The organism is Nostoc sp. LEGE 12447 (assembly GCF_015206985.1).
Lineage (GTDB): Bacteria > Cyanobacteriota > Cyanobacteriia > Cyanobacteriales > Nostocaceae > Nostoc.
In genome coordinates this window covers 22,692-45,747 of sequence record NZ_JADEXT010000018.1, presented here as the reverse complement: position 1 = coordinate 45,747, position 23,056 = coordinate 22,692, and the positions used below count along the sequence as shown (strand labels likewise).

Below are 23,056 nucleotides of genomic sequence, written 5' to 3'. Positions count from 1 at the left end.
AGTTTGAGAGACGCGAATTTCTCGTTTTTCAAACTTGTTTACATTTGTATACAATCTCAGAATATTTTTAAGAGTTTTCTAGCTCAAAAATAATTCTCTAATTCCCGTACTACCAATTTCCACTGCTAGCGCCGCCAACAGAAACCCCAAAAGCTGAGTTACAATCACTCTACCTTCTGCACCAATCCACTGGTCAATCAGATTTGCTAAACGCAAAATCAACCAAGTGATAAACATCGCCCCTAAGATACCCACCGCCACAGCAATATGTGGACTTTGTGATTTCGACATCAGCAACATCACCGTTGTCAAAGTCCCCGGCCCCGCTAGCAGTGGTAAAGCTAGTGGAGTAATTGCGACATCGCGTCCTTCTTCAATAATTGGCTGATCTAATTCTCCCCGCAGCATTTGCAAAGCAATTAACAGCAACAATACACCTCCTGCTACTCGCAAAGAGCCGATACTAATTTCCAAATAATTTAAAATTACTTGCCCAGCAAAAGCAAATAGCAAAAGAACTGCGATCGCAATGATAATTGCTTTATCTATAACTTTGTTTCTTTGGTCTGGCATCATGCCCTTGGTCAAAACTAAAACAATTGGTATATTGCCCACAGCATCTGCTAGGACAAACACAGCGATGAATGTTTGAACAAGAATAGAAATATCCACAGCAGGTAACTTTTATCAGGGTTTGATCGTAAAATAATGCCAATCTTGCTCAGTTTGCCAGAACCTAGAGGAAGATTAAAATTAGCAATAAAATAAGTCTGTTAAAGAAAATCTTGGCTGACGTATTTCTAATTAAGTTCCATAGATGTTGAAGTAGCGATATATTTTGATAATCTATCTTCCATAAATCAACTGTTCGTTGTTGAATCTATGAAGTCTTATTTAGCCGCCGCTATTCAATTGACAAGTGTGCCCGATCTACACAAAAATTTGGCTCAGGCAGAAGAATTAATAGAGCTTGCCGTGCGTCAAGGCGCTGAATTGGTTGGCTTGCCAGAAAACTTTTCCTATATGGGCGAAGAAAAAGATAAACTCGCGCAAGGCGATGCGATCGCTCTTGAAAGTGAAAAATTTCTCAAAAAAATGGCCCAGCGCTTTCAAATTACGATCTTGGGCGGCAGCTTTCCACTTCCTGTAGACAATACAGGCAAAGTTTATAACACCACTCTACTTATCGACCCAAGCGGTCAAGAACTTTCCCGCTACTACAAAGTACACCTATTCGATGTTGATGTCCCCGACGGCAACACCTATCGGGAATCCAGCACTGTTGTGGCTGGTACGCAATTACCCCCCGTCTATTTTTCAGAAAAACTTGGTAATTTAGGACTTTCTATTTGTTATGATGTCCGGTTCCCTGAACTGTATCGTCATTTGGCAGAGAAGGGAGCCGATGTTATCTTTATTCCCGCCGCCTTTACCGCCTTTACTGGCAAAGATCACTGGCAAGTACTACTACAAGCCAGAGCCATCGAAAATACCGCCTACGTCATTGCTCCCGCCCAAACGGGGAATAACTACGGTCGCCGTCTAACTCACGGCCACGCCGTGATTATCGACCCTTGGGGTGTAATTTTAGCCGATGCTGGGGAAAAACCGGGAATTGCGATCGCAGAAATCAAGCCAACGAGGTTAGAACAAGTCCGTCGTCAAATGCCTTCTTTACAACATCGGGTGTTCTAGGGATTGGGGAGTGGGGAGTAGAGAGCAGGGGGAGCAGGGGAAGAAGCAACTATTGATTATTGACCATTCCCCATTCCCCATTCCCCATTCCCCATTCCCCATTCCCCATTCCCCATTCCCCATCCCCAACCCTTACAAATAAAATAAAAAACCGGGTAAATACCCGGTTTGTGTCAATATTAGAATCTTCAATTTTTTAGGAGCATAGCAGTACTATGCACCTATTTATTGGTAATCAGAATTAAACTTTAGCAGCAGCTTTGGTGACAACGTTTAGTTCACCTTTAGCATACTTAGCAGCAAAATCTTCCAAAGAAATTTGCTTAATCTTGCTTGCATTGCCAGCTGTGCCAAATTGTTGATAGCGTTCAGCACAAACCTTTTGCATGTATGTAATAGAAGGCTTGAGGAAGTGACGGGGGTCAAACTCCTCTGGTTTTTTAGCCAAAGCTTCACGTACAGCAGCAGTAATTGCCAAACGGTTATCGGTGTCGATATTTACTTTACGTACACCACTCTTGATACCTTTTTGGATTTCTTCTACAGGTACACCGTAGGTTTCAGGAATTGCACCACCATACTGGTTAATCAGTGCAAGTAAATCTTCAGGTACAGAGGATGAACCGTGCATTACCAAGTGGGTGTTAGGCAGACGGCGGTGAATTTCTTCAATGCGGCTGATGGCCAAAATTTCACCAGTCGGCTTGCGGGTAAATTTGTAAGCACCGTGGCTTGTGCCAATGGCAACAGCCAAAGCATCTACTTGGGTTGCTTCTACGAAGTCAACAGCTTCATCGGGATCGGTTAGCAGTTGTGAGTGGTCGAGTGTACCTTCAAACCCGTGACCATCTTCAGCTTCACCAGCACCAGTTTCTAGAGAACCCAAACAACCGAGTTCACCTTCAACACTGACACCCAAAGCATGAGCTACATTTACAACTTCGCGGGTAACATTGACGTTGTACTCGAAGCTAGCAGGAGTTTTAGCATCAGCTTCTAAAGAACCATCCATCATCACGCTGGTGAAGTTGTTCTTAATTGCTGAGTAGCAGGTAGCAGGAGCATTCCCATGATCTTGGTGCATGACAATGGGAATGTGAGGATAGGTTTCTACCGCAGCCAAAATCAGGTGGCGGAGGAAGTTTTCGCCAGCATAATTACGAGCGCCGCGTGAAGCTTGTAAAATGACGGGGCTATCTGTCTCTACAGCAGCCTTCAGGATTGCCTGAATCTGCTCCAAATTGTTAACGTTGAAAGCTGGGATGCCGTAACCGTTTTCAGCTGCGTGATCCAACAGCAGCCGCAGTGGTACAAGCGCCATAGATAGTCCTCCTAATGTGGTTGTCAGCTAGTCGGTCTGAGAGAAGCGTATTTATTACGCTAAATCTTAAGAGTTTTTTCAACTTATAGGAAATTATAACTAGTGTCGTGTATCTATGTTGAAAAAGTTTATGCCATCGTTACTATAACTATGTTCTATACTCCTGTACTATGAACCATCGTTGCTCTGTATCGCTGTAGATTTAGTTACCCTACAGCTAGTAGCTCTGGTAGCCTAGTATCCCAAATGGTCATCTCAAAGCGATCGCTTCAACTTAAACACACTAACTTCTGACAAATGCTCTCAGGGTGTTTTTCCCTAACTATTGGATTTGGGGTCAAACCATGCATAGTTTACATAAATTAACGTGAGTCTCCAACGGATACTCACATTAAATATAGCGTAGCTTGTTTCCGCGTTCGCGTAGCGTCCCGTAGGAAAGTTGTATTTCGCCTGCGGTTCCATCGAGCGAAGTCGAGATGCTCAGTACAAGTTTGTTACCACCGCAGGTATCGCTATCATCAAAATTATTCACTGGACGATAACCGAATGTTCGTTTATTATAAAAATTATGAGGCACAAAGACGACAAAAAAAATCAAGCAATCTGTGATGCGGCAATCGAACTGATTACTGCAAATGGTTTTGCTGATACTTCGATGTCGAAAATTGCAAAAACCGCGAATGTTTCGCCCGCGACAATATATGTCTATTTTGAAAACAAGGAAAACCTTCTCAATAAAATATATTTGTTCGTAAAGCAGGAAATGAGTGCAGAAATTTTGAAAGGTGTTAACCAGAACCTATCTGTAGAGAAAGCCTTTAAAATGATCTGGAATAATTATTATCAATACGCAATTAAAAATCCGGTCAGATTTGCTTTTACAGAGCAATTTGCTAATTCCCCTATGGTTGACCGCATTTGTAAAGATGAAAGTTCGAGCTATTTCAAGCCAATGTTAGATTTGTTCAATCGCGGTAAAGAGGAGAAAGTTTTTAAGGAAATTTCCCTGGAAATTTTTACCGCTTTTACCTTTGCACCTCTGACTGGATTGATTAAAGAGCATTTTAGTGGTGCTTTGATTTTTGATGAAAAAATGTTAGAAACCGCCTATAAAATTGCGTGGGACGCAGTAACGAATTAATTCTTTTTTTGGGAATTAATTAAATGAACGTTCGATTAATTAAATAGGAGTAAATAAAATGAAAAATGAAAAATGGAACGCGGAAAATATTCTAAGTCAAAAAGGAAGAGTAGCAATTGTAACGGGTTCAAGCAGTGGTATCGGTTATGAGACGGCGAAGGTTTTAGCTAATAAACAAGCGTCTGTAATTATTGCGGTTCGCAATTTGGACAAAGGAAACAAGGCATTGGCAAAAATTCTTCAACAGAATAAAGATGCCGACGTAAAGGTAATGGAACTTGATTTGGCGAATTTAGCATCAGTTAAAAATTTCGCTGAAAACTTTCAGAAAAATTATGTGCGTCTGGATTTACTGATTAATAATGCAGGTGTGATGATTCCACCGTATTCAAAAACGACGGACGGTTTTGAATTGCAGTTCGGCACTAATCATCTCGGACATTTTGCTTTGACAGGACAGCTTTTGGAACGTTTGATTGACACCGAAGGCTCACGAATTGTCAATGTTTCGAGCGGCGCACATAGTATAGGCAAAATAGATTTCGATGATTTGAATTGGGAAAAGAGAAGTTATGCCAAATGGAAAGCTTACGGCGACAGCAAACTTGCCAACATCTTTTTTACCTACGAACTCGACCGAAAACTAAAAGATAACGGTATCGACACACTTGTAACCGCCTCGCATCCGGGCTGGACAGCAACCGAATTGCAGAGAACTGCGGGTGGCGTTGTGAAATATCTCAACGGCATCCTTGCTCAAGACATCACGATGGGCGCATTACCAACTCTGCGGGCGGCAATCGAAGCAGGCTTAAAAGGCGCGGAATATTTCGGCCCCAATGGGTTTATGGAGATACGCGGCTATCCAATAAAAGTCGAATCAAACGAGTTATCCAAAGACCAAGCGATCGCTAAAAAACTATGGGAAGTATCAGAAAAACTCACCGATGTGAAATTTGAATTTAATAAAAAGGCCCATACGGGCAAATGACCAAATTCACACATCTGCTAACTAACAGATTTGATAATGGGCGGTCAGCGATCGCTTAACCGAAAATTTGGGAGCATCCAGAGCGATCGCATTCACAAATAGGACTTATGCAAAACTAAACGTTGTAGAGGCAAGGCGCTTTCCCGCAGGGTATCGCCTCTACCTGAAAATTAGGGTTTCGGCTATTATTTGCGTTAGTCCTAACAAATTTACTAATAATAAAACTTGCCTCTGCTTTTGATATGAAAGCAGAGGCGAGTCTTACTTAAACCTTTATATGGGTCGCCCGGGATTCGAACCCGGAACTAATCGGTTAAAAGCCGAGTACTCTACCGTTGAGTTAGCGACCCTTTCGCTGCATTTCGCAACTTTGCAATCATAGCATATACATCTGTAGATTTGTAAAGGGGTTTAGAAAAAATTAGCGGTCAACCTTACAGATGCTGTGTGGCTAGCTCCTGGTGCTAACACAGTCAGGTTATCACCAGTATTGAGAGAGTTACGGGTGGCACTCCACGGTTCTAGACAGTAGAATTCTTTGCCCTTGACTGTCCAAAATACCAGCCAGGTAGAGAAATCATCATAATCCAAGGTGAGTTTTAACTTCCGGCTACGATCTATCGCAGTGGCTGATTTACTCGTTAGCTGTCCAAAGGCAAAATCAATTTCGTCACGGCTAAAGTCAAAATTGCCATCAAAAGAGTGAAATTCCTTAGTTTGATTGTCTTGATACTGCTTTGAAGGAATTTCAACATCTAGCTGAGTTTTATCACCACATAAAAAGTAGGGATGGAAACCAGCCGAAAAGGGCATTGGTGTGGATGATAAGTTTTTATACTGCTGGCGGACTTCTAGGGTATTACCTTGAAGTTCGTAGGTGAAAGCCAGTTGAAAATCAAAAGGATAAACTGCCTTAGTTTGCTCATTGCTATCAAGAACAACAGTGAGACTAGCTTTATCTCCAGTTTCCTGTTCTGTTGCTTTCCACGGCAATTCACGGGCAAAACCGTGTTGTTTGAGAGTATATTTTTGCCCGTTGTGGATGTAAGTATTATCTGGGAGATTGCCACAAATAGGAAACAAAATTGGGTTCCCACCTCTAACACTCAAATCAGGATGAGTAAAGCGTTCAGTGTCTAAGTAGAAAATTTCTTGTCCTTGAATGCGCCAACGAGTGATGATACCACCGCGTTCAGGTACGACTTCCAATTGAGAACCAGCGGCTTCATCAGAAAGAATGTACGTCTTGTACTGTTGCTGTTGAACTGCAATGCTAAACACAAATTTTAGTCCTGAGTAAGGTGTAGTACTGAGTACATAGTGCTGAGTCCTGAGCAAAATAAAAAGTACTCAGCACTCAGCACTCATAACTCAGCACTGTTTATTCGTCTTCTGCAAACACGAAACGATATAACTCGCTGGGGTCTGGTTCGGGGCTGTTTTCGGCGAATTTAACTGCCTCGTCGATTACATCCTGAATTTTACGATCAATAGCTTTGATTTCTGCCTCATTCGCTAGATTTTGCTCCAGCAAATAAGCAGCCAGCTTCTTAATTGGGTCACGGGCAAACCAAAATTCTTTCTCAGCTTTGCTCCTCATTTCATCTGGGTCAGCCAAGGAGTGACCACGGAAGCGGTAGGTAAGCGCCTCAATTAATGTTGGGCCTTCACCTGCACGGGCACGGGCTACAGCTTCTTGAGCCACGGCTCGGACAGCTAGAACATCCATACCATCTACTTCCACGCCCACCATGTTAAAGGCACTGGCTTTTTTATAAATCTCTGGCTGGGAAGTTGCCCGCTCATGAGACATCCCAATAGCCCACTTATTATTTTCGACTACAAAAAGAATTGGCAGTTTCCATAGAGCTGCCATATTTAGTGTCTCGAAAAACTGACCGTTGTTAGCTGCACCGTCGCCAAAAAAGCAAGCCGTAACTTGGTCAGCATTTTTATCTCCCAGCACTTCGCGGCGGTATTTGCTTTGAAAAGCCGCTCCAGCTGCTACAGGAATTCCCTCAGCCACAAAAGCATAGCCACCCAGCAACCGATGTTCCGCAGAAAACATGTGCATGGAACCACCGCGCCCTTTGCTGCAACCTGTGGCTTTGCCAAATAATTCTGCCATTACCTCTCTTGCTGGTACTCCCGCACTCAAAGCATGAACGTGGTCGCGGTAAGTACTACAAACGTAATCTTCACCCGGTCGCATTGACTGTACAACACCCGTACAAACAGCTTCTTGACCGTTGTACAAATGGACAAAACCAAACATTTTGCCCCTGTAGTACATTTCAGCGCACTTGTCTTCAAACAAGCGCCCTAAAACCATATCCTCATACAACCATAACCCTTCTTCTTTAGTAATTTGCGTAGTAGCAGGATTAAATGTGGGTAAAGTACGCTCTTGAACCATTATTTTTGAGTATCCCTGTTGTACAACTTAAAGTTACGGTCTTAAATAAGTTGGTCTGATAACACCTCGGCTTTTAACAGGCTAGCGTTTGTAAGACTCAACAATCAAACTTTATTTATGCACCAAAAAAGGGTCTTAGGGAATAGCTGAATTTTTAATTTTTGATTTTTAACTTTTCAGCCCATACCCCGTGAGGATTTGACTCTAACGACAATATATATCGCTTTGGGTTTTTCTCTCTCACTATTCCCCTTCATAGACTAGCAATCAAGATAGACAGCTTTCTGCATATCCATTAACAATTTAGAAAAAATGAAGCAAAAGTCCATATACCCAAATAGGTAATTGTAATTAAAGGTTAATTATGATATTATTTTTATTCTCCCGTTATCAGGGTCGAGTCCCCAACAGTAGTATTTTTGTTACTTCGTACTGGGAAAGTATCAAAAAAATCAATTATCAATAGATTCTTGCAACCACAACATTTATGCCGTGATTAAAAGCGGTAGTTGTGGTTTGTGCTATCGAAGGCTGATAATAGTTGTGTTAAACAAAAATACTAAGAATTAAGACAAACAATTGAGGCTTTCTGGGCGAAAGCAAAAAATTAGTACTAGAATGTGACTCAAAATTTCGGGAAGGTACAAAACAGGTTGTTGCAATATACACTTGTAGAGTAAATTCTATACGGCATTTTTATGGCACGGTTTTACAGACCTGGAAAGCTCTAGGTAAATTATGTTGATCACGGTGCAGGGGAAGTAGGCTGTGCGAATTCCGCTAGATTACTACCGAATTTTAGGACTACCGTTAGCGGCAAGTGAAGAACAATTGCGACAGGCATACAGCGATCGCATTGTACAATTGCCACGACGTGAGTATTCTCAGGCAGCAATTTCTTCTCGTAAACAACTCATAGAAGAAGCTTACGTGGTTTTATCAGATCCAAAACAACGCAGTACCTACGATCAGCTTTATCTTGCCCACGCCTATGACCCTGATAACCTTGCTGCTGCCGCAGTAGCACAGGAAAATCGTACAGAAAGCACCAAAAGGGGTAGTGATACCCAGAGTCTTGGTATCGAAATTACCCAAGACGAATTAGTTGGCGCTTTATTAATTTTGCAAGAGTTGGGGGAATACGAACTTGTACTGAAACTAGGTCGTCCGTACCTGGTAAATAAAAATAGTGCTACAAGTGCAAGAAAGAGCAATAACTTAGCAGACGAAGAAATTTATGAAAGTGCTGAACACCCAGATGTTGTTCTCACTGTTGCTCTTGCCTGCCTAGAATTAGGTCGGGAACAGTGGCAGCAAGGTCACTACGAAAATGCCGCCATATCCCTAGAAACTGGTCAAGAACTGCTAGTACGCGAAGGTTTGTTCTCTAGTATTCAGGCAGAAATTCAGGCTGATCTTTACAAATTGCGGCCATATCGAATTTTGGAGTTGCTCGCATTACCTCAAGAAAAGACTGCCGAACGCAGCCAAGGCTTGGAATTATTGCAAAATCTCTTAGAAGATCGTGGCGGCATTGATGGCACGAATAATGATGACTCTGGTTTAAACATAGATGACTTTCTACGATTTATTCAGCAGTTACGCAACCACTTAACAGTCGCAGAACAGCACAAGTTATTTGAAGCCCAAAGCAAACGCAATTCTGCTGTTGCCACTTACTTAGCTGTTTATGCCTTGATAGCGCGAGGATTTGCTCAACGGCAACCTGCTTTAATTCGTCAAGCAAGACAAATGCTCGTGCGTCTGGGCAAGCGCCAAGATGTACATTTAGAACAGTCGCTATGTGCCTTACTTTTGGGGCAAACTGAAGAAGCAACTCGGGTTTTAGAACTTAGTCAGGAGTACGAAGCTTTAGCTTTTATTCGTGAAAAATCTCAAGACTCTCCAGATTTGTTACCAGGGCTGTGTCTATATGCAGAACAGTGGCTGCAACACGAAGTCTTTCCCCATTTTCGAGATTTAGCAAACCAGCAAGCTTTTTTAAAAGATTATTTTGCTAACCAACAGGTACAAGCTTATTTAGAAGCACTGCCAACTGATGCCGAAACAACTAATGAATGGGCTGTAATTAACCCCCAGTATTTTCCCCAGACCAAGGCAAAGAATAGTCATTTTCATAACAATTCAACTAAGAGTCCAGCGTCATTTAATCACAGCAGAGTACCTAACCCAGATTTGCCAGAAACACCAACAAAAGAAACGTCTGAATATCCAAACTTCTCACCACAGATGTGGAGTTCATCTGGAAGTATAAAATCAGAGGTTCCTGCTGCTGAAAGGATGAGCAGAGGCACTAATCAGCATTTGAACGGTTCAGGTAAGAGTGCTGAATCTGGTCATAACCAAAAGCGTAGGCGGAGAAAACCCACTCCATCTGCTAGCCGAGAGCGTATACCAGATAATCGTCCTCATTCTCGTCGTCCCCGACGGCGGCGAACTTTTGCAAACACCATAGAAGGTAAAACACGGCTGGTATGGAGAGTGTTTATTTCTTTGGTGAGCATATTAGTTTTCTGGGTATTAGCTACAACAACTTTTGGATGGTTAAAAAATCTGTTTTTTCCTCAACCTTCTCCGCCTGATCTACAGTTGTTTGTACAAATAAACCAACCACCGCTACCTATTCCCGATCCAAATAGAAAACCAGAATTAGAAGAAGGCCCTTTAACAAGTGCAGAGGCAGAAAAAGTTATTTACACTTGGTTATCTACCAAAGCCGCAGCTTTAGGGTCAAATCATGAGATTAATAATTTAGAGCAAATTTTAACTGGTTCAGCTTTATCTCAATGGCGACTGATTGCTCAACAGAATAGGTTAGACAATCGCTACCGCAAGTTCGACCATAGTTTGAAGATAGAAGCTGTTGAGAAAATTGGTTTATTTGCAGATCGTGCCGCAGTAGAAGCTACGGTCAATGAAGTGACGCAGTTATATGAAAATGGTCAGTTTAAAAACTCTTCTAATGATAAATTGAGAGTTCGGTATGATTTGATTCGAGAACGAGGTAAATGGCGTATTCAGAGTACATCTGTTGTGAATCAATTCACCAGATAATTTGGAACTTTTAGGTGAAAATTTGTAACAAGCTGTATCATTCAATTTAATTAGTAAAGGTTTTTCACATAGTTATCACTGAGATAATCCTAATAGGAATCCGATTTGATTTATGAAAAAAATTAGGTATTGTAGTAGCGTGTCAAGGCTAAAATAGTGTATTAGACGTAGTAGCGCGGCAAGCTTAATTTATTGGGTTGAGTAATTCTGTTAATGATTAAATTTTGATTTTTGTGAGTTTTTTAAACCCAAAATTTTAAGCATGTCACGCTAGTAGGTTGGGTGAAGTGGAGCGCAACCCAATATATATCAGAATGTTGGGTTACGCAAAGCCTCCAACGCCACTTGCTACAACGCGGGGAACCCGCGCAACGCAGTGGCTCCCCAACCTACAATTTTTTTGCAACATTTTAGCCTTGCCACTCTAGTATGTTTTCAAACATTGAATAGTAAAACTACTTGATGGTTAGTAGCAAAAATGTCTACTATTGAGTATCGCCTCCCCATGATCTGGAATCCAGGCTAGCCACTCATCTGCTGAAACCGGACATAATAAAAGTGCTTCGTCAAAACTAAAGGGGTTAGGAAGTTGCAAAAGTTTTACCCAATTTAAATCATCCAGATTCTGCCTTCTTGGTTGCACAGCAAAATCTGGTCTACGAGAATCTAGTTTCATAGCTTTCTATTAGCCTTCACAAGTGGGCTAATCTAAAATTATTTCTGTAACCTAGACTACAAAATAAATAATCTTTGTGAAAAGCATCTGTCGTATAACTTTACGTTGGCTGTGTGGAACTGTTTGCTTATATTGCAGACCACACAGGTGTGGCACGACAGGTTGTAGACTGGGCATTAGATTCGCATTCCCAACTAGCTTATGTCATTTACTTCTATGCCCTCGCTGCGTGAGCAACAACATCCCCTAATTCGTCAGCTAGCTGATTGTATTGAGGCAGCTTGGCATCAGCACCTGGATCTATCGCCCTACCATTTGCCTGATGAGTTGGGGTATGTGGAAGGTAGACTAGAAGGCGAAAAACTGACGATTGAAAATCGGTGCTATCAAACGCCCCAGTTTCGGAAGATGCACTTGGAACTGGCAAAAATCGGAAATATGCTGGATATTTTGCACTGCGTTATGTTTCCCCGTCCAGAATACAACCTGCCGATGTTTGGTTGCGATTTAGTTGGGGGTAGAGGTCAAATTAGTGCAGCGATCGCAGACCTTTCCCCTATCCAATTAGAGCGCACCTTACCAGAATCTTATACTACTGAACTGGCACAGCTACCAGTGCTTAACTTTTCCCAACCCCGTGAATTACCAGAATGGGGAAATATTTTTTCGGATTTTTGCATCTTTGTACGTCCCGGTTCCCCAGAAGAAGAAGCAATGTTTCTGTCGCGTGTGCGAGAATTTTTAGACATTCATTGTATGCAAGCGATCGCCTCACATCCTGTTTCAGTCGAACAAGTTACACAAAATCTCGCTGGACAACACAACTACTGCACCAAACAGCAGCAAAACGATAAAACCCGCCGCGTACTAGAAAAAGCCTTTGGTCCAGTTTGGGCAGAAAATTATATGACCACAGTTTTATTCGACCTTCCAACTTAATCATTCCCCCATCTCCCCATCTGTAGGCTCTGTTACGTTTTCGCGTCACAGATAAATGTAGAATTCATTCAACGAGAGTTTAATGGAGTCCCAAAACGCCAACAGTGAGAGTAGTCAGGTCTTTGAAGCAAATATCACAAAATGGTTGGTTGTCTTGGCAGGTGCAAGCAACTAGAGACAGCTAACTCATTGACCAGAAAGTTAAGGAAACTCTGATGTTAGGAATGCTCAAGTTGATAGATATTTTTTAGTTAGTTAATCATTCATTCACTTAAGGAAGACTAACTTTTGTAGCAAGATTGTATCCAAACAAGGCAACAGTCTATTTTTGTCAATTTTGTGACAACTGTAACCGTAGTTGTTGTAGCAGTACAGTATCGCATCATACCATTTTGGGATTTTGTGTAGAGACATGATATATCGCGTCTCTATATCTAGGCTTGTTAATTCTGCTAATTTCCATTGCACTCATGTCTCAATAATACTCAGAGTTATTGAATAGCCAGCTACTATAGCGCTTCTCGGTTTCAATACAGACCTAATCCCAAGTAAGTAAGCAAACTTCCATTCTTCTCTCCTAAAAAGCAAGAGGAATGGAAGTGAGGTCAATGTATTGCATACATAGACGCATAGCGGCTACCTGTAGCAATACTGCTCGCTTAAAAGGAAAAGGAGTGGAAGGCTCGATATATAAGGTTTTTCCCCTTTAACATGAGTCCCTTTCCCCCAAAACCCGACAAGTATTGCTAACCGTCGGGTACGAGCGTAGACGCATTAGCGACGTTCGCGTAGCGTCTTGTCGTAAGACATCGCTATAGAAAACACCATTTTGCAAAACCATAGTGTTGAGCGTTCATCACGCAATGGATTTTAAGCCATACCCAGCTTTAAAGCACTGTTGTTTGTCCTAAGCAGCTGGCTGTTGATTAAAAACCCTTTTATTTTTACTTCCATCAGCACAATTCAGGTAAACGGGCAACATACTATGTCAAGGGTGACTGAAAAGCCAAAGCCAAGTGAGCAGGCACTTAATCAAGAACAACCTAAGATTTGGTGGGGTATCGCTGTAGCTGTGCCAATAGTTATCGCGGCTGGGATACTAGGTACAGCCAAAATCGAGCAGCTGAGAAAACTCACTACATCTGTACCCGTAATGCCATCTACCAATAGCATTAGTGCTGTAGGGCGTTTGGAACCGCGAGGCGAAGTTGTTAAATTGTCCGCCCCATCATCAGGATTATCGCCATCCTCACGAATTCAGCAACTTCTGGTGAGAGAGGGTGAACAAGTCAAGCAAGGCCAAATTTTGGCAATTTTGGACAACCGCGATACCCAAATAGCCGGATTAGAAGAGGCGAAAGCCAAAGTGCAAGAAGCCCGTGCGAATTTAGCGCAAGTTAGGGCTGGATCTCCAAGAGATATTCAAGCTCAAAGAGCAGTTGTTGCTCGCCTACAAGCGCAGTTTGTTGGGGAAAGGGATGCTCAACAAGCAACGATCGCCCGGATTGCAGCTCAGTTAAGTGGGGATAAACTTGTTCAGCAAGCAACTGTGAATCGTTTAGAAGCTGAACTCAGTGGGCAAAGAGAAGCCCTCAGAGCAACGCTTACACGTATCCGAGCCGAACAGCGCAATGCCCAAGTCGATGCCGGACGCTATGATTTTTTATACCGAGAAGGTGCGATTTCTCAGCAAGAGCGCGATCGCAGACGCTTGAGTGCAGTAACTTCTAATCAACAGGTGGCCGAAAGCCAAGCTACCCTAAAGCAGACGTTAGCAACCATACGACAGCAACTTGCCGAGGCTAGAGCTAACCAAATACAAAATTTAGCAACTTTGCAACAGCAGCTAATCGAAGCGAAAGTTAACCGTGACAAAACTTTAGCAACTTTGCAAAGACAAATTGAGGAAGAAAAAGCCAAACTAAGCAGAATTTTAGATGTTAGTCCTACCGATGTGCAAGTAGCGCAAGCTCAAGTTAGTAATGCGATCGCAAATGTCAGAAAAGCCGAAGCACAACTAAGGTTAAGCTACGTTCAAGCACCAATTGCTGGAGAGATTTTAAAAGTTTACACCAAGTCAGGCGAAGCCATAGGTGCAAATGGCATTGCTGAAATTGGCCAAACTAGCCAAATGTATGTGATTGCTGAAGTAGCCGAAGACAGCATTGGTAAAGTGCAAATTGGTCAAAACGCCACTATCAGCAGCGATAATGGAGCATTTAGCGGCGAATTGAAGGGAACTGTTACTGAAATTGGCAGAAAAATTGGTAAAAAGGACGTGCTAAATACAGATCCAGCAGCAGATGTGGATGCCAGAGTTGTAGAAGTTAAAATTGCTTTGCCTCCAGAAGATAGCCAAAAAGTTTCTGGTTTAACTTACGCTAAAGTTGTTGTTGAAATTAATAACTAGTTAAGTTATGGATGAGCAGTAATCTCAATTTCTAATTTGATACTTTGAATTGGAGATGTTCTTAGCTAGGCTGTTTTATCAACTTCAAACATTCTATAAACAATGCTTGATAAATTACAGCAGTTTTTAATTAAGTGAGGTAGACAATCTAAACTTAAAAGCCAGATATTAAAACCTGCTACATTTGGTTTATGACTACTAAATTATGAATTCTGCTGTAAATAATAGCTGTGCTTGGATACTTATAAAATGAATCAAAAAATACCTCTGTCGTGGCTACAACTGACAAGGGAAAAAACTCGCCTAGCTGTGGCTTTAGCAGGAATTTCTTTTGCTGATATTTTGATGTTTATGCAACTCGGCTTCCGAGATGCCTTATATTATAGTAACGTTCGATTTCATAACAGCTTGCAAGGCGATATTGTCTTAATTAATAGTCAATCTAGCGCTGTTTTGGCGATGAGGAGCTTTTCTCAAAGACGTTTATATAAAGCTTTAGAGTTACCCGCAGTACAATCAGTACATCCTATATATTTGGACTTTACAATCTGGAAAAATCCTGTAACAGGTCGTCCTCGTAGTATTCTAATTTTTGGAATGAACCCAGAAACTAATATAGTTAACTTACCTGGGGTTCAGGAAAACTTAGAGAAACTTAAACTCCCAGATGTAGTTTTATTTGACCGTTCTTCTCGGATAGAGTATGGGCCTATTGCTGCTAATTTTAGCCAAGGAAAGACTGTAACAGCAGAGGTAAGAAGGCGGCGCATTAAAGTAGAAGGACTATTTACATTAGGTGCATCATTCGGTGCAGATGGTAATTTAATTACAAGTGATATTAACTTTATACGAATATTCAGTAATCGTCAAAAAGGATTAATTGATATTGGGCTGATTAGATTAAAACCGGGAGCAGATGCTCAAGTTGTTGCTCAAGAACTACGACAATATTTACCTAAAGAGGTAAATGTTTTAACTAAGCAGGAATTTATTGATTTTGAGCGGAATTATTGGGCAAACAGTACAGCTATTGGATTTATTTTCACATTAGGGACTGTCATGGGTTTCATTGTAGGAACTGTCATTGTTTATCAGATTCTTTATACAGAAGTTGCAGATCACTTAGCTGAATACGCTACTCTCAAAGCAATAGGCTATACACAAAATTATTTATTAACGGTAATTCTTCAAGAGGCTTTGCTATTAGCCATTTTAGGATACTTTCCTGGAATAGTTTTTGCTTTATTTATGTATCAAAGTGCTAGAGATGCAACACTTTTACCAGTTTTTATGAGTTTTGATCGTGCCGTAATGGTTTTGATTTTGACTATGCTGATGTGTATTATTTCCGGTGCAATCGCAGTCCGAAAATTACGTTCCGCAGATCCAGCAGATATCTTTTAATTAATTTAATATTAATTAATATTAAATTAATAGACTTTATAGTTGAAAATTAAGAAAACTTAATTTTTGAAAACCCAACTTACAGTTAACAAAAACATGATAGAAAAAGAACCTGTAATTGCCATTAAGAATCTCAATCATTACTATGGCAAAGGCGTATTGAGAAAACAGATATTATTTGACATCAACCTAGAAATTTATCCTGGTGAAATTGTAATTATGACCGGGCCATCAGGTTCCGGTAAAACCACATTACTGAGCTTAATTGGTGGCTTGCGGTCTGTACAAGAGGGAAGTTTAAAATTTTTAGGTGAAGAACTCGTTGGTGTCAGTCAAAACAAACTGGTACAAATGCGACGCAACATTGGTTATATTTTTCAAGCTCACAATTTACTAGGGTTCTTGACTGCGAAGCAAAATGTGCAGATGGCGGTAGAGTTGAATGATAATATTTCTCAAACAGAAGCAATGGCTAAATCAAAAGCCATGCTGGGGTCTGTTGGTCTAGAAGAACGAGTTGATTACTACCCAGATAATCTTTCTGGTGGACAGAAACAAAGAATTGCGATCGCTCGCGCCTTAGTAAATCGTCCTCCACTGGTGCTAGCAGACGAACCAACAGCAGCATTAGACAAACAATCAGGACGCGATGTTGTGGAAATAATGCAGAGTCTAGCCAAAAATCAGGGAACCACCATCTTATTAGTGACACACGACAACCGCATTTTAGACATAGCCGATCGCATCGTAGAAATGGAAGATGGTCTTTTAACCCGTAATTCCTCAAATGCACCCATTTAGTCATTTGTCCTTTCTAAATGACCAATAACTAATGACCAATGACAGCCATAATTTATTGTCTAGCCGAGCCTGATTTTTTCATTCCAGGTTGGTTTGGTGGAGTTGGGGCATTTGGTTGGCGACTAGTACGAAAGGTCACATTCACACCTTCATTCGATTGCTCCAGAACCAGTAAAGGCGTGGGTTTAGCCTTTTGATCCCAATGCATAGTAGCAATCCGACCTTGAATTGTTGGTTGCCAACTATCTTCATCTTCTATAGGGCTTAAGTAAGTTTCTATACAGTCAATAATTTGACTAATAGTCGCAGAAGTTGCTTGCGTCGGTAACTTCATTAATCGGATTTGAATGCGAAACAGCACTCGCTTGGCAGAGTTCCCTGGGCTACCAGTCTCATACTCTACATCAAAAATTTCATCTACTTGCCGTCCAGCGCTATTAGCAATTCCGACTGATCCAAGTTGTGCTTGATTTGGCCGCAGAGCTTGAGTAACTTTTTCTTTGATCTGAATCTTCACTTGATTAAGGATTGCAAAATGAAACACTTCCTCTGACATCCGCATTCGCAGATAATCTAGGTTAAAGTCCCGTGAGTTTACCAAATCGGGATTAGTTTCCATTTTGCGAATTGTTTCCAGCGCCAGCTTAAACTTTTTCTCTAATTCTCGCGCGCGGAATTGTTCAAACTTAATTTTTTTCTCCAGCTTATCCATCTGGAGTTTACTATATACAATCAAAGCAATCACCACTAAAGCCAGTCCTCCAGAAGTTACCAACAATAACGTTGGTATTTGAGGATTACTTGCTGGCACTTCCTGGGATGCTTTTTTAGGCTTTCCTGGGGTTTGGGCAAGATACATCGAAGTGGGCATGGTTGGAAACTGAAAAACTTGACTCCTGATGTTTAGGATGCCCAAATCTTCAATGCCATCTTGCTGTATCATTAATATTTTTAACAGCTTTTTACAAAACCACGTATGTCCAGACACCAGAGCGTCCCTGTTCTGTCTGACGTTTCATCTACAAGCTTTAGCAATATTCGTCTGATAGCCACAGACATGGATGGCACGCTAACTAGACGAGGCAAATTTACTACCCCACTGCTACAAGCTTTAGAGGATTTAGCGGCAGTTGACATTAAGGTGCTGATTGTCACTGGACGTTCTGCTGGGTGGGTGAGTGGATTGAGTAGCCTGATGCCGGTGGCAGGTGCGATCGCAGAAAATGGTGGTTTGTACTTTCCACCGGGGAATCACAAACCAGTAGTATTAACACCTATTTCCGATTTAGCCAAACATCGCCAGCACTTGGCTACGACGTTTGAAAATTTACAAACTAAATTTCCTCAAATCCAAGAATCTGCTGAGAATCGCTTTCGCGTCACTGACTGGACTTTTGATGTAGCTGGTTTGAGTCAAGATGAACTACAAACCCTAGACAGTCTTTGTCAACAAATGGGTTGGGGATTTACCTATAGCAACGTGCAGTGTCACATAAAACCCCAAGGGCAAGATAAAGCTCTGGGATTGTTGCAGGTATTGCGCGAATATTTGCCCCAGTATTCACCAGAACAAATTGTTACTGTGGGCGATAGCCCCAATGACGAAAGTTTATTTGATCGGCGTTATTTTCCTGTTTCTGTAGGCGTGGCAAACGTTTTGGAATATATGAATCAGTTGAAATATCACCCTGCTTATATTACCAATGCCGCCGAAGGTGAAGGATTTTGTGAGTTATCTAGTTATATTTTGAAAAGCTTGCACATCCCAAGTTAGGGAGAACTAGAGTTGTTCTACAATCTTTGGGGCTAAGGGACAAGATGAAATCTTCAAAAAGACTCTCTATGAGCAGCTAGGTGTCAAGGAATACTGGTTATTTGACCCTAAAAGCGAGTGGGTGGAACAACAGTTACGTGGCTATCGCTTGCGGGGAGAAATCTACGAACCTATAGAGGATGGACGCAGTGAACCGTTACAACTGCGTTTGGTGGTTGAGGGAAGGTTAATTGGGTTTTATCGAGAAAATAACGGGGAAAAATTACTCATCCCAAATGAACTGGCAGAAGCTTTACGACAGGAAGTTTTAGCAAGACAGCAAGCAGAAGAACTGGTAGAACAGGAACGCCAACGAGCAGAACAGGAACGCCAACGAGCAGAACAGGCAGAATTGAAAATAGAACAGTTAAAGGCAAGGTTGCGATCGCTCAATGTAGACCCTGATATTATTCAGTAACATACAGGCTGTAAGTCCAGGAGTTGCTGTAGCTATATCCGCCGTAGATATTGCATCTATTTTTTACTGAGTAATAATAGTTTCATTGTAGTACCCTCAAACTTCATCATTACAACAGAAAATTAAGTTGTTCAAGATCATCTGCCAGGTTTTGCTTATATCTCAGCCCAATCCCAAGTAAACAATTTGTTACCTGTGTCGTTGCTATATTTATTACCGTAGAGAGAATACAATAGATGGGGTATACCACGTTTCAATCTCAGAAATCTCAACAGTAGTGATTTGATTGAGGCAACTGTTTTATACAGTCATTTTCAGAGGTTAGCGTTTTATTTACAACTTTCAATAGAAAGTCCAAGACCAATGTAAAGTCAAGAATTTATCTTTAAATACCGAGGTATTAAATTATGCAGGAAATTGAAAGATTCTTTAGCAACTTCTTCAGTGGCATAATCAACCGTTTTAAGTATTCTGCGATGGACGCTGCCGATCGCAAAATGAGAGAAACTATCGACGAGCAGGTAGAACAAAGACGACAAAAACCCAAGCCCAAGGATGAGGAATAACGCTAGTAGATAGGTTTTTTGGGCTAGTTTAACTAATTGGTAATTTCTGAGTTAAATAAAAGCATAGCGCTTCCTATTGTTGAGTGGGCAGCGCTTTTTATCGCCCTTACCAAACACTCTAGCGAATGTGCTAACCTAGTATGGTTAACTAATCTCGCACATCTGAGAATTCGGGTGTTTCCCAGATTGGGAAATGCACTTGGATGGAGGTTTAACCCGAATAGGAGTTAGAAAATATATGCCAGTAGTTTCATTGGCTCAAATGATGGAGTCAGGGGTTCACTTTGGGCATCAGACCCGGCGTTGGAACCCAAAAATGTCTCCTTACATTTATACTTCCCGCAATGGTGTGCATATTATCGACTTGGTGCAAACTGCCCAGTTGATGGATAATGCTTACAATTACATGCGATCGCACGCTGAACAAGGGAAGAAATTTCTTTTTGTTGGCACCAAGCGCCAAGCAGCTGGAATCATCGCCCAAGAAGCTAGCCGTTGTGGTTCCCACTACATTAACCAACGCTGGTTGGGCGGAATGTTGACCAACTGGGCAACCATCAAAACACGGGTTGACCGTTTGAAAGATTTAGAACGCCGTGAAGAAACTGGCGCACTAGATTTATTACCGAAAAAAGAAGCCTCAATGCTACGTCGGGAAATGACGAAGCTTCAGAAATATTTAGGCGGCATTAAAACAATGCGGAAAGTGCCCGATATCGTGGTAATCGTAGACCAACGACGGGAATATAACGCAGTTCAAGAATGCCAAAAGCTGAATATTCCCATTGTGTCCATGTTGGATACAAACTGCGATCCAGATGTCGTAGATATCCCCATCCCAGCAAACGACGATGCTATCAGATCAATTAAGCTGATAGTCGGAAAATTGGCAGATGCCATTTATGAAGGTCGTCACGGTCAGCTAGATGCTGAAGATGATTACGAAGATTACGACGGTAGTGAGTATGACGATGACTACGAAGAAACCGAATATACTGATGCCGTAATTCCCGAAGAAGAAACAGAAGAATAGTGCTGTTAGCGGAAGCCCGTTAAGAGTGTTGAGTGCTGAGTAAGATAGAAAGACTCAGCAAATTTGATAGTGCTAAGTCTTGATTTTTGAAGTTGTTAAGTTGTGATTTGTCAATGAAGAATAAAATTGATGACTGAACACTCAAAACTCAGCACTCAGCACTAAATTAGGTGAGTGATTACAACTCAAGGTCAAGTTAGGAATTGAGGCAAAATGGCGGAAATATCTGCAAAACTCGTCCAAGAGCTACGCCAAAAAACTGGTGCCGGCATGATGGACTGCAAAAAGGCGCTGATAGAGACTGAAGGCAACGTAGAAGAAGCCGCAGACTGGCTACGGAAAAAGGGCATCTCTAAAGCGGGGGCAAAAAGCGATCGCATTGCGGCAGAAGGTCTAGTAGACACTTACATTCAGCCAGGTGGTCGAGTGGGTGTACTCATCGAAGTCAACTGCCAAACCGACTTTGTTGCTCGTAACGAGGCTTTTAAAGCTTTAGTTAAAAACCTGGCAAAGCAAGCAGCGACAGCTGATAGTGTTGAATCTTTGCTGGCTCAACCCTATATTGAGAATGAAAGTGCGACTGTAGAAGAATCCATCAAGCAAACTATTGCCACCCTTGGTGAAAACATCCAAGTGCGCCGCTTTGTTAATTTTGCAATAGCAGAAGGCACACAAGGCGTAGTAGACAGCTACATTCACACTGGCGGTCGAGTTGGTGTATTAGTAGAACTGGGTTCCCAAACTGAGTCAGCGGCTGCTAACTCAGAGTTTCAAAGCTTGGCACGGAACACTGCAATGCAAGTTGCGGCTTGTCCAAATGTCGAGTATGTGAGCGTAGACCAAATCCCCCCCGAAGTTGCCCAAAAAGAAAAAGACATTGAAATGGGCAAGGATGATTTGGCGAACAAGCCAGAGAATATCAAAGAAAAGATTGTTCAGGGACGGATTGAAAAACGCCTGAAAGAATTGACTTTGATCGATCAGCCTTACATCCGCGATCAGAGTATTTCCGTCGAAGACCTTTTTAAGCAATCGAAGGCGCAATTAGGCGAAGATATTCAAGTGACTCGCTTTGTCCGCTATATATTGGGCGAAGGCATTGAGAAGCAAGAAATTAGCTTTGCTGATGAAGTCGCTGCACAAATGGGCGGTAAATAATATTATTGGTCATTGGTCATTGGTGAGCCAGTGCGGTCTTCTCCCAAAGGGAGAGGCTAGCGCCTTCGCGGAGCGTCTCGTAGAGAAGGGGGTTTCCCCCATGAGCAACTGGTGAACCCGAAGGGTCATTCACAAATGACAAAGGACAAATGATAAATGACTCTTTACCAAACAGGTCAAGCAAATAGCCTGACCTGTGTTTTTTTAGCAGAGACGCGAAATATCTCACTTAATTTAAAATCTGAACTTCTTTGGGAAGTTATTATAAAATAAATTCGTACATTTGTACTATGTAATAGTTCACATGGACAAGAACGAAAAGATATGGCAAGAGCAATCGAGCGAATTGAACGGGATATTGCAGCATTAAAAGAAGCGATTCGGGCGATCGCAGTAGAACTACAAACTGCTTATGCTAGTTATCTAAACACCTTGGGGCTAGCTGTACGAAAACAGTTGATCCTGGCGAGCTATCACCTTTGTACACAGGGATATCCCGAAAACTTTCTGCATTTGTCATTGAATCAGCGCCAGCAATTGCAACAAGCTATCCGCAAGTTGGGGCAAGTGGCAGCCGAACAATTGCTCACTTCTATTAAAAGTCAGGAAGTTGGGTTAGATAAAGAAGATGAAGAAGATGAAGATGAGGAGAATAAGGAAGTAACATCTTCTGAACTTCTGGACACCTCGAATTCTCAGTCTCTCACCGCCGACACCTCTAATCCTATAGAACTAGTAAAATGGCAACAGAACTTAGAAGAAGTAACGCAAGATATACTGAAAAAACTTTCGCATGATGCTAATGTTTTAATACAAAAATCTGGAGTATTACCTAAAAAATTACCAGAACCGATTTTAGCAGCAGCGGCTGCGGCTGCATCAGAAGCATCGGCTGAGGTCATGCCAGGGCCACCCAACTTATTAAACTTAGTAATTGAAATTGAAAATGAGCAGCAGTCAGAAGATTCTGGGCTGACGCAAATTATGGCTATTAACCTGCGGCTAGGAGAAATTGAATTTGCTGATGTGGCACTCTCCTCTGAACGCAGGCAAATCCGCAGTATTTTAGTTCAGCTAAACAAGCTAGGACGAGAGTATCAAAAGAAACATCGAGAGAAAGCGATCGCTGAAGCTGAAGCTGCATGGCGTGCTAGTTGGTTTGAAGATTAGTCATTTGTCCAGAGTCAAATGACTAA

19 protein-coding genes, 1 tRNA gene and 1 pseudogene are annotated in these 23,056 nt (G+C 41.7%); 14 read left to right on the top strand and 7 right to left on the bottom strand.

What is annotated here, in order from left to right; all coding sequences use genetic code 11:
• Positions 1-78 precede the first annotated feature (78 nt).
• Positions 79-672 carry a MarC family protein gene (locus IQ274_RS18990; RefSeq protein ID WP_194143100.1) on the bottom strand — a complete coding sequence of 198 codons (594 nt, stop codon included), beginning with the start codon at positions 670-672 and terminating at the stop codon, positions 79-81.
• A 210-nt stretch (positions 673-882) separates the two neighbouring features.
• On the opposite strand from IQ274_RS18990, the gene IQ274_RS18985 reads away from it, so the two are divergent.
• Complete coding sequence (locus IQ274_RS18985; protein ID WP_163928379.1) at positions 883-1,695, top strand: carbon-nitrogen hydrolase family protein; 813 nt, start codon at positions 883-885, stop codon at positions 1,693-1,695.
• A 241-nt stretch (positions 1,696-1,936) separates the two neighbouring features.
• Here IQ274_RS18985 and fba read toward each other — a convergent pair whose 3' ends face one another.
• Positions 1,937-3,016 (bottom strand): class II fructose-bisphosphate aldolase, encoded by a 1,080-nt coding sequence (gene fba / locus IQ274_RS18980; protein ID WP_100898838.1) that lies wholly within the window; start codon positions 3,014-3,016, stop codon positions 1,937-1,939.
• A 442-nt stretch (positions 3,017-3,458) separates the two neighbouring features.
• Between fba and IQ274_RS18975 the strand changes: the two genes are divergently transcribed.
• Together IQ274_RS18975 and IQ274_RS18970 are read left to right on the top strand one after the other, a co-directional pair.
• Positions 3,459-4,160, top strand: a complete 702-nt coding sequence (locus IQ274_RS18975; RefSeq protein WP_228058252.1) for a TetR/AcrR family transcriptional regulator — start codon at positions 3,459-3,461, stop codon at positions 4,158-4,160.
• Between the two features lie 58 nt (positions 4,161-4,218).
• Entirely contained in the window at positions 4,219-5,151 is a 933-nt protein-coding gene (locus IQ274_RS18970; RefSeq protein ID WP_194143099.1) for an SDR family NAD(P)-dependent oxidoreductase, read from the top strand.
• A gap of 278 nt (positions 5,152-5,429) precedes the next feature.
• Here the strand turns inward: IQ274_RS18970 and IQ274_RS18965 are convergent.
• The 3 genes from IQ274_RS18965 to pdhA all read right to left on the bottom strand — a co-directional run bounded on the left by IQ274_RS18965 (position 5,430) and on the right by pdhA (position 7,567).
• Positions 5,430-5,501 (bottom strand) — tRNA-Lys (locus IQ274_RS18965).
• A 61-nt stretch (positions 5,502-5,562) separates the two neighbouring features.
• On the bottom strand, positions 5,563-6,432 hold the full coding sequence (locus tag IQ274_RS18960; protein WP_163934244.1) for an aldose epimerase: 870 nt from the start codon (positions 6,430-6,432) through the stop codon (positions 5,563-5,565).
• 100 nt (positions 6,433-6,532) lie between these two features.
• Complete coding sequence (pdhA, locus tag IQ274_RS18955) at positions 6,533-7,567, bottom strand: pyruvate dehydrogenase (acetyl-transferring) E1 component subunit alpha (RefSeq protein WP_114080372.1); 1,035 nt, start codon at positions 7,565-7,567, stop codon at positions 6,533-6,535.
• Positions 7,568-8,335: 768 nt separating this feature from the next.
• Between pdhA and IQ274_RS18950 the strand changes: the two genes are divergently transcribed.
• The gene (locus IQ274_RS18950) at positions 8,336-10,642 is read left to right on the top strand and encodes an IMS domain-containing protein (protein WP_194143098.1); all 2,307 of its coding nucleotides are present in this window, start codon (positions 8,336-8,338) and stop codon (positions 10,640-10,642) included.
• A 466-nt stretch (positions 10,643-11,108) separates the two neighbouring features.
• Here IQ274_RS18950 and IQ274_RS18945 read toward each other — a convergent pair whose 3' ends face one another.
• Positions 11,109-11,318 (bottom strand): hypothetical protein, encoded by a 210-nt coding sequence (locus IQ274_RS18945; RefSeq protein WP_194143097.1) that lies wholly within the window; start codon positions 11,316-11,318, stop codon positions 11,109-11,111.
• Between the two features lie 201 nt (positions 11,319-11,519).
• Between IQ274_RS18945 and IQ274_RS18940 the strand changes: the two genes are divergently transcribed.
• The 4 genes from IQ274_RS18940 (at position 11,520) to IQ274_RS18925 (ending at position 16,872) form a co-directional block, all read left to right on the top strand.
• Entirely contained in the window at positions 11,520-12,257 is a 738-nt protein-coding gene (locus IQ274_RS18940) for a phycocyanobilin:ferredoxin oxidoreductase (protein ID WP_163934250.1), read from the top strand.
• 985 nt (positions 12,258-13,242) lie between these two features.
• Positions 13,243-14,667: an HlyD family efflux transporter periplasmic adaptor subunit gene (locus IQ274_RS18935; RefSeq protein WP_163934252.1), complete on the top strand. Its 1,425-nt coding sequence runs from the start codon at positions 13,243-13,245 to the stop codon at positions 14,665-14,667.
• 249 nt (positions 14,668-14,916) lie between these two features.
• Positions 14,917-16,071, top strand: a complete 1,155-nt coding sequence (gene devC, locus IQ274_RS18930; protein ID WP_194143096.1) for an ABC transporter permease DevC — start codon at positions 14,917-14,919, stop codon at positions 16,069-16,071.
• Positions 16,072-16,167: 96 nt separating this feature from the next.
• Complete coding sequence (locus IQ274_RS18925) at positions 16,168-16,872, top strand: DevA family ABC transporter ATP-binding protein (protein WP_194143095.1); 705 nt, start codon at positions 16,168-16,170, stop codon at positions 16,870-16,872.
• A 52-nt stretch (positions 16,873-16,924) separates the two neighbouring features.
• Here IQ274_RS18925 and IQ274_RS18920 read toward each other — a convergent pair whose 3' ends face one another.
• The gene (locus IQ274_RS18920; protein ID WP_163934274.1) at positions 16,925-17,743 is read right to left on the bottom strand and encodes a hypothetical protein; all 819 of its coding nucleotides are present in this window, start codon (positions 17,741-17,743) and stop codon (positions 16,925-16,927) included.
• A gap of 105 nt (positions 17,744-17,848) precedes the next feature.
• Between IQ274_RS18920 and IQ274_RS18915 the strand changes: the two genes are divergently transcribed.
• From IQ274_RS18915 to IQ274_RS18890, 6 genes and pseudogenes are all read left to right on the top strand, one after another.
• On the top strand, positions 17,849-18,646 hold the full coding sequence (locus tag IQ274_RS18915; RefSeq protein WP_163934255.1) for an HAD family hydrolase: 798 nt from the start codon (positions 17,849-17,851) through the stop codon (positions 18,644-18,646).
• A gap of 28 nt (positions 18,647-18,674) precedes the next feature.
• Positions 18,675-19,103 (top strand): annotated as a pseudogene (locus tag IQ274_RS18910) (Uma2 family endonuclease); the annotation flags it as partial.
• Between the two features lie 407 nt (positions 19,104-19,510).
• The gene (locus tag IQ274_RS18905; protein WP_163934259.1) at positions 19,511-19,669 is read left to right on the top strand and encodes a hypothetical protein; all 159 of its coding nucleotides are present in this window, start codon (positions 19,511-19,513) and stop codon (positions 19,667-19,669) included.
• Positions 19,670-19,907: 238 nt separating this feature from the next.
• Positions 19,908-20,702, top strand: a complete 795-nt coding sequence (gene rpsB, locus IQ274_RS18900) for a 30S ribosomal protein S2 (protein WP_163934263.1) — start codon at positions 19,908-19,910, stop codon at positions 20,700-20,702.
• 213 nt (positions 20,703-20,915) lie between these two features.
• On the top strand, positions 20,916-21,860 hold the full coding sequence (gene tsf, locus IQ274_RS18895; protein WP_194143094.1) for a translation elongation factor Ts: 945 nt from the start codon (positions 20,916-20,918) through the stop codon (positions 21,858-21,860).
• A gap of 324 nt (positions 21,861-22,184) precedes the next feature.
• Complete coding sequence (locus tag IQ274_RS18890; protein ID WP_194143093.1) at positions 22,185-23,030, top strand: hypothetical protein; 846 nt, start codon at positions 22,185-22,187, stop codon at positions 23,028-23,030.
• The last annotated feature ends 26 nt before the right edge of the window (positions 23,031-23,056 follow it).

Bases quoted from the DNA above. Each gene is read 5' to 3' on its own strand.
- IQ274_RS18985 (WP_163928379.1), top strand. From the start codon at position 883: ATGAAGTCTTATTTAGCCGCCGCTATTCAATTGACAAGTGTGCCCGAT.
- fba (WP_100898838.1), bottom strand. From the start codon at position 3,016: ATGGCGCTTGTACCACTGCGGCTGCTGTTGGATCACGCAGCTGAAAAC.
- IQ274_RS18970 (WP_194143099.1), top strand. From the start codon at position 4,219: ATGAAAAATGAAAAATGGAACGCGGAAAATATTCTAAGTCAAAAAGGA.
- pdhA (WP_114080372.1), bottom strand. From the start codon at position 7,567: ATGGTTCAAGAGCGTACTTTACCCACATTTAATCCTGCTACTACGCAA.
- IQ274_RS18945 (WP_194143097.1), bottom strand. From the start codon at position 11,318: ATGAAACTAGATTCTCGTAGACCAGATTTTGCTGTGCAACCAAGAAGG.
- IQ274_RS18940 (WP_163934250.1), top strand. From the start codon at position 11,520: ATGTCATTTACTTCTATGCCCTCGCTGCGTGAGCAACAACATCCCCTA.
- IQ274_RS18935 (WP_163934252.1), top strand. From the start codon at position 13,243: ATGTCAAGGGTGACTGAAAAGCCAAAGCCAAGTGAGCAGGCACTTAAT.
- devC (WP_194143096.1), top strand. From the start codon at position 14,917: ATGAATCAAAAAATACCTCTGTCGTGGCTACAACTGACAAGGGAAAAA.
- IQ274_RS18925 (WP_194143095.1), top strand. From the start codon at position 16,168: ATGATAGAAAAAGAACCTGTAATTGCCATTAAGAATCTCAATCATTAC.
- IQ274_RS18920 (WP_163934274.1), bottom strand. From the start codon at position 17,743: ATGCCCACTTCGATGTATCTTGCCCAAACCCCAGGAAAGCCTAAAAAA.
- IQ274_RS18915 (WP_163934255.1), top strand. From the start codon at position 17,849: ATGTCCAGACACCAGAGCGTCCCTGTTCTGTCTGACGTTTCATCTACA.
- IQ274_RS18905 (WP_163934259.1), top strand. From the start codon at position 19,511: ATGCAGGAAATTGAAAGATTCTTTAGCAACTTCTTCAGTGGCATAATC.
- rpsB (WP_163934263.1), top strand. From the start codon at position 19,908: ATGCCAGTAGTTTCATTGGCTCAAATGATGGAGTCAGGGGTTCACTTT.
- tsf (WP_194143094.1), top strand. From the start codon at position 20,916: ATGGCGGAAATATCTGCAAAACTCGTCCAAGAGCTACGCCAAAAAACT.
- IQ274_RS18890 (WP_194143093.1), top strand. From the start codon at position 22,185: ATGGCAAGAGCAATCGAGCGAATTGAACGGGATATTGCAGCATTAAAA.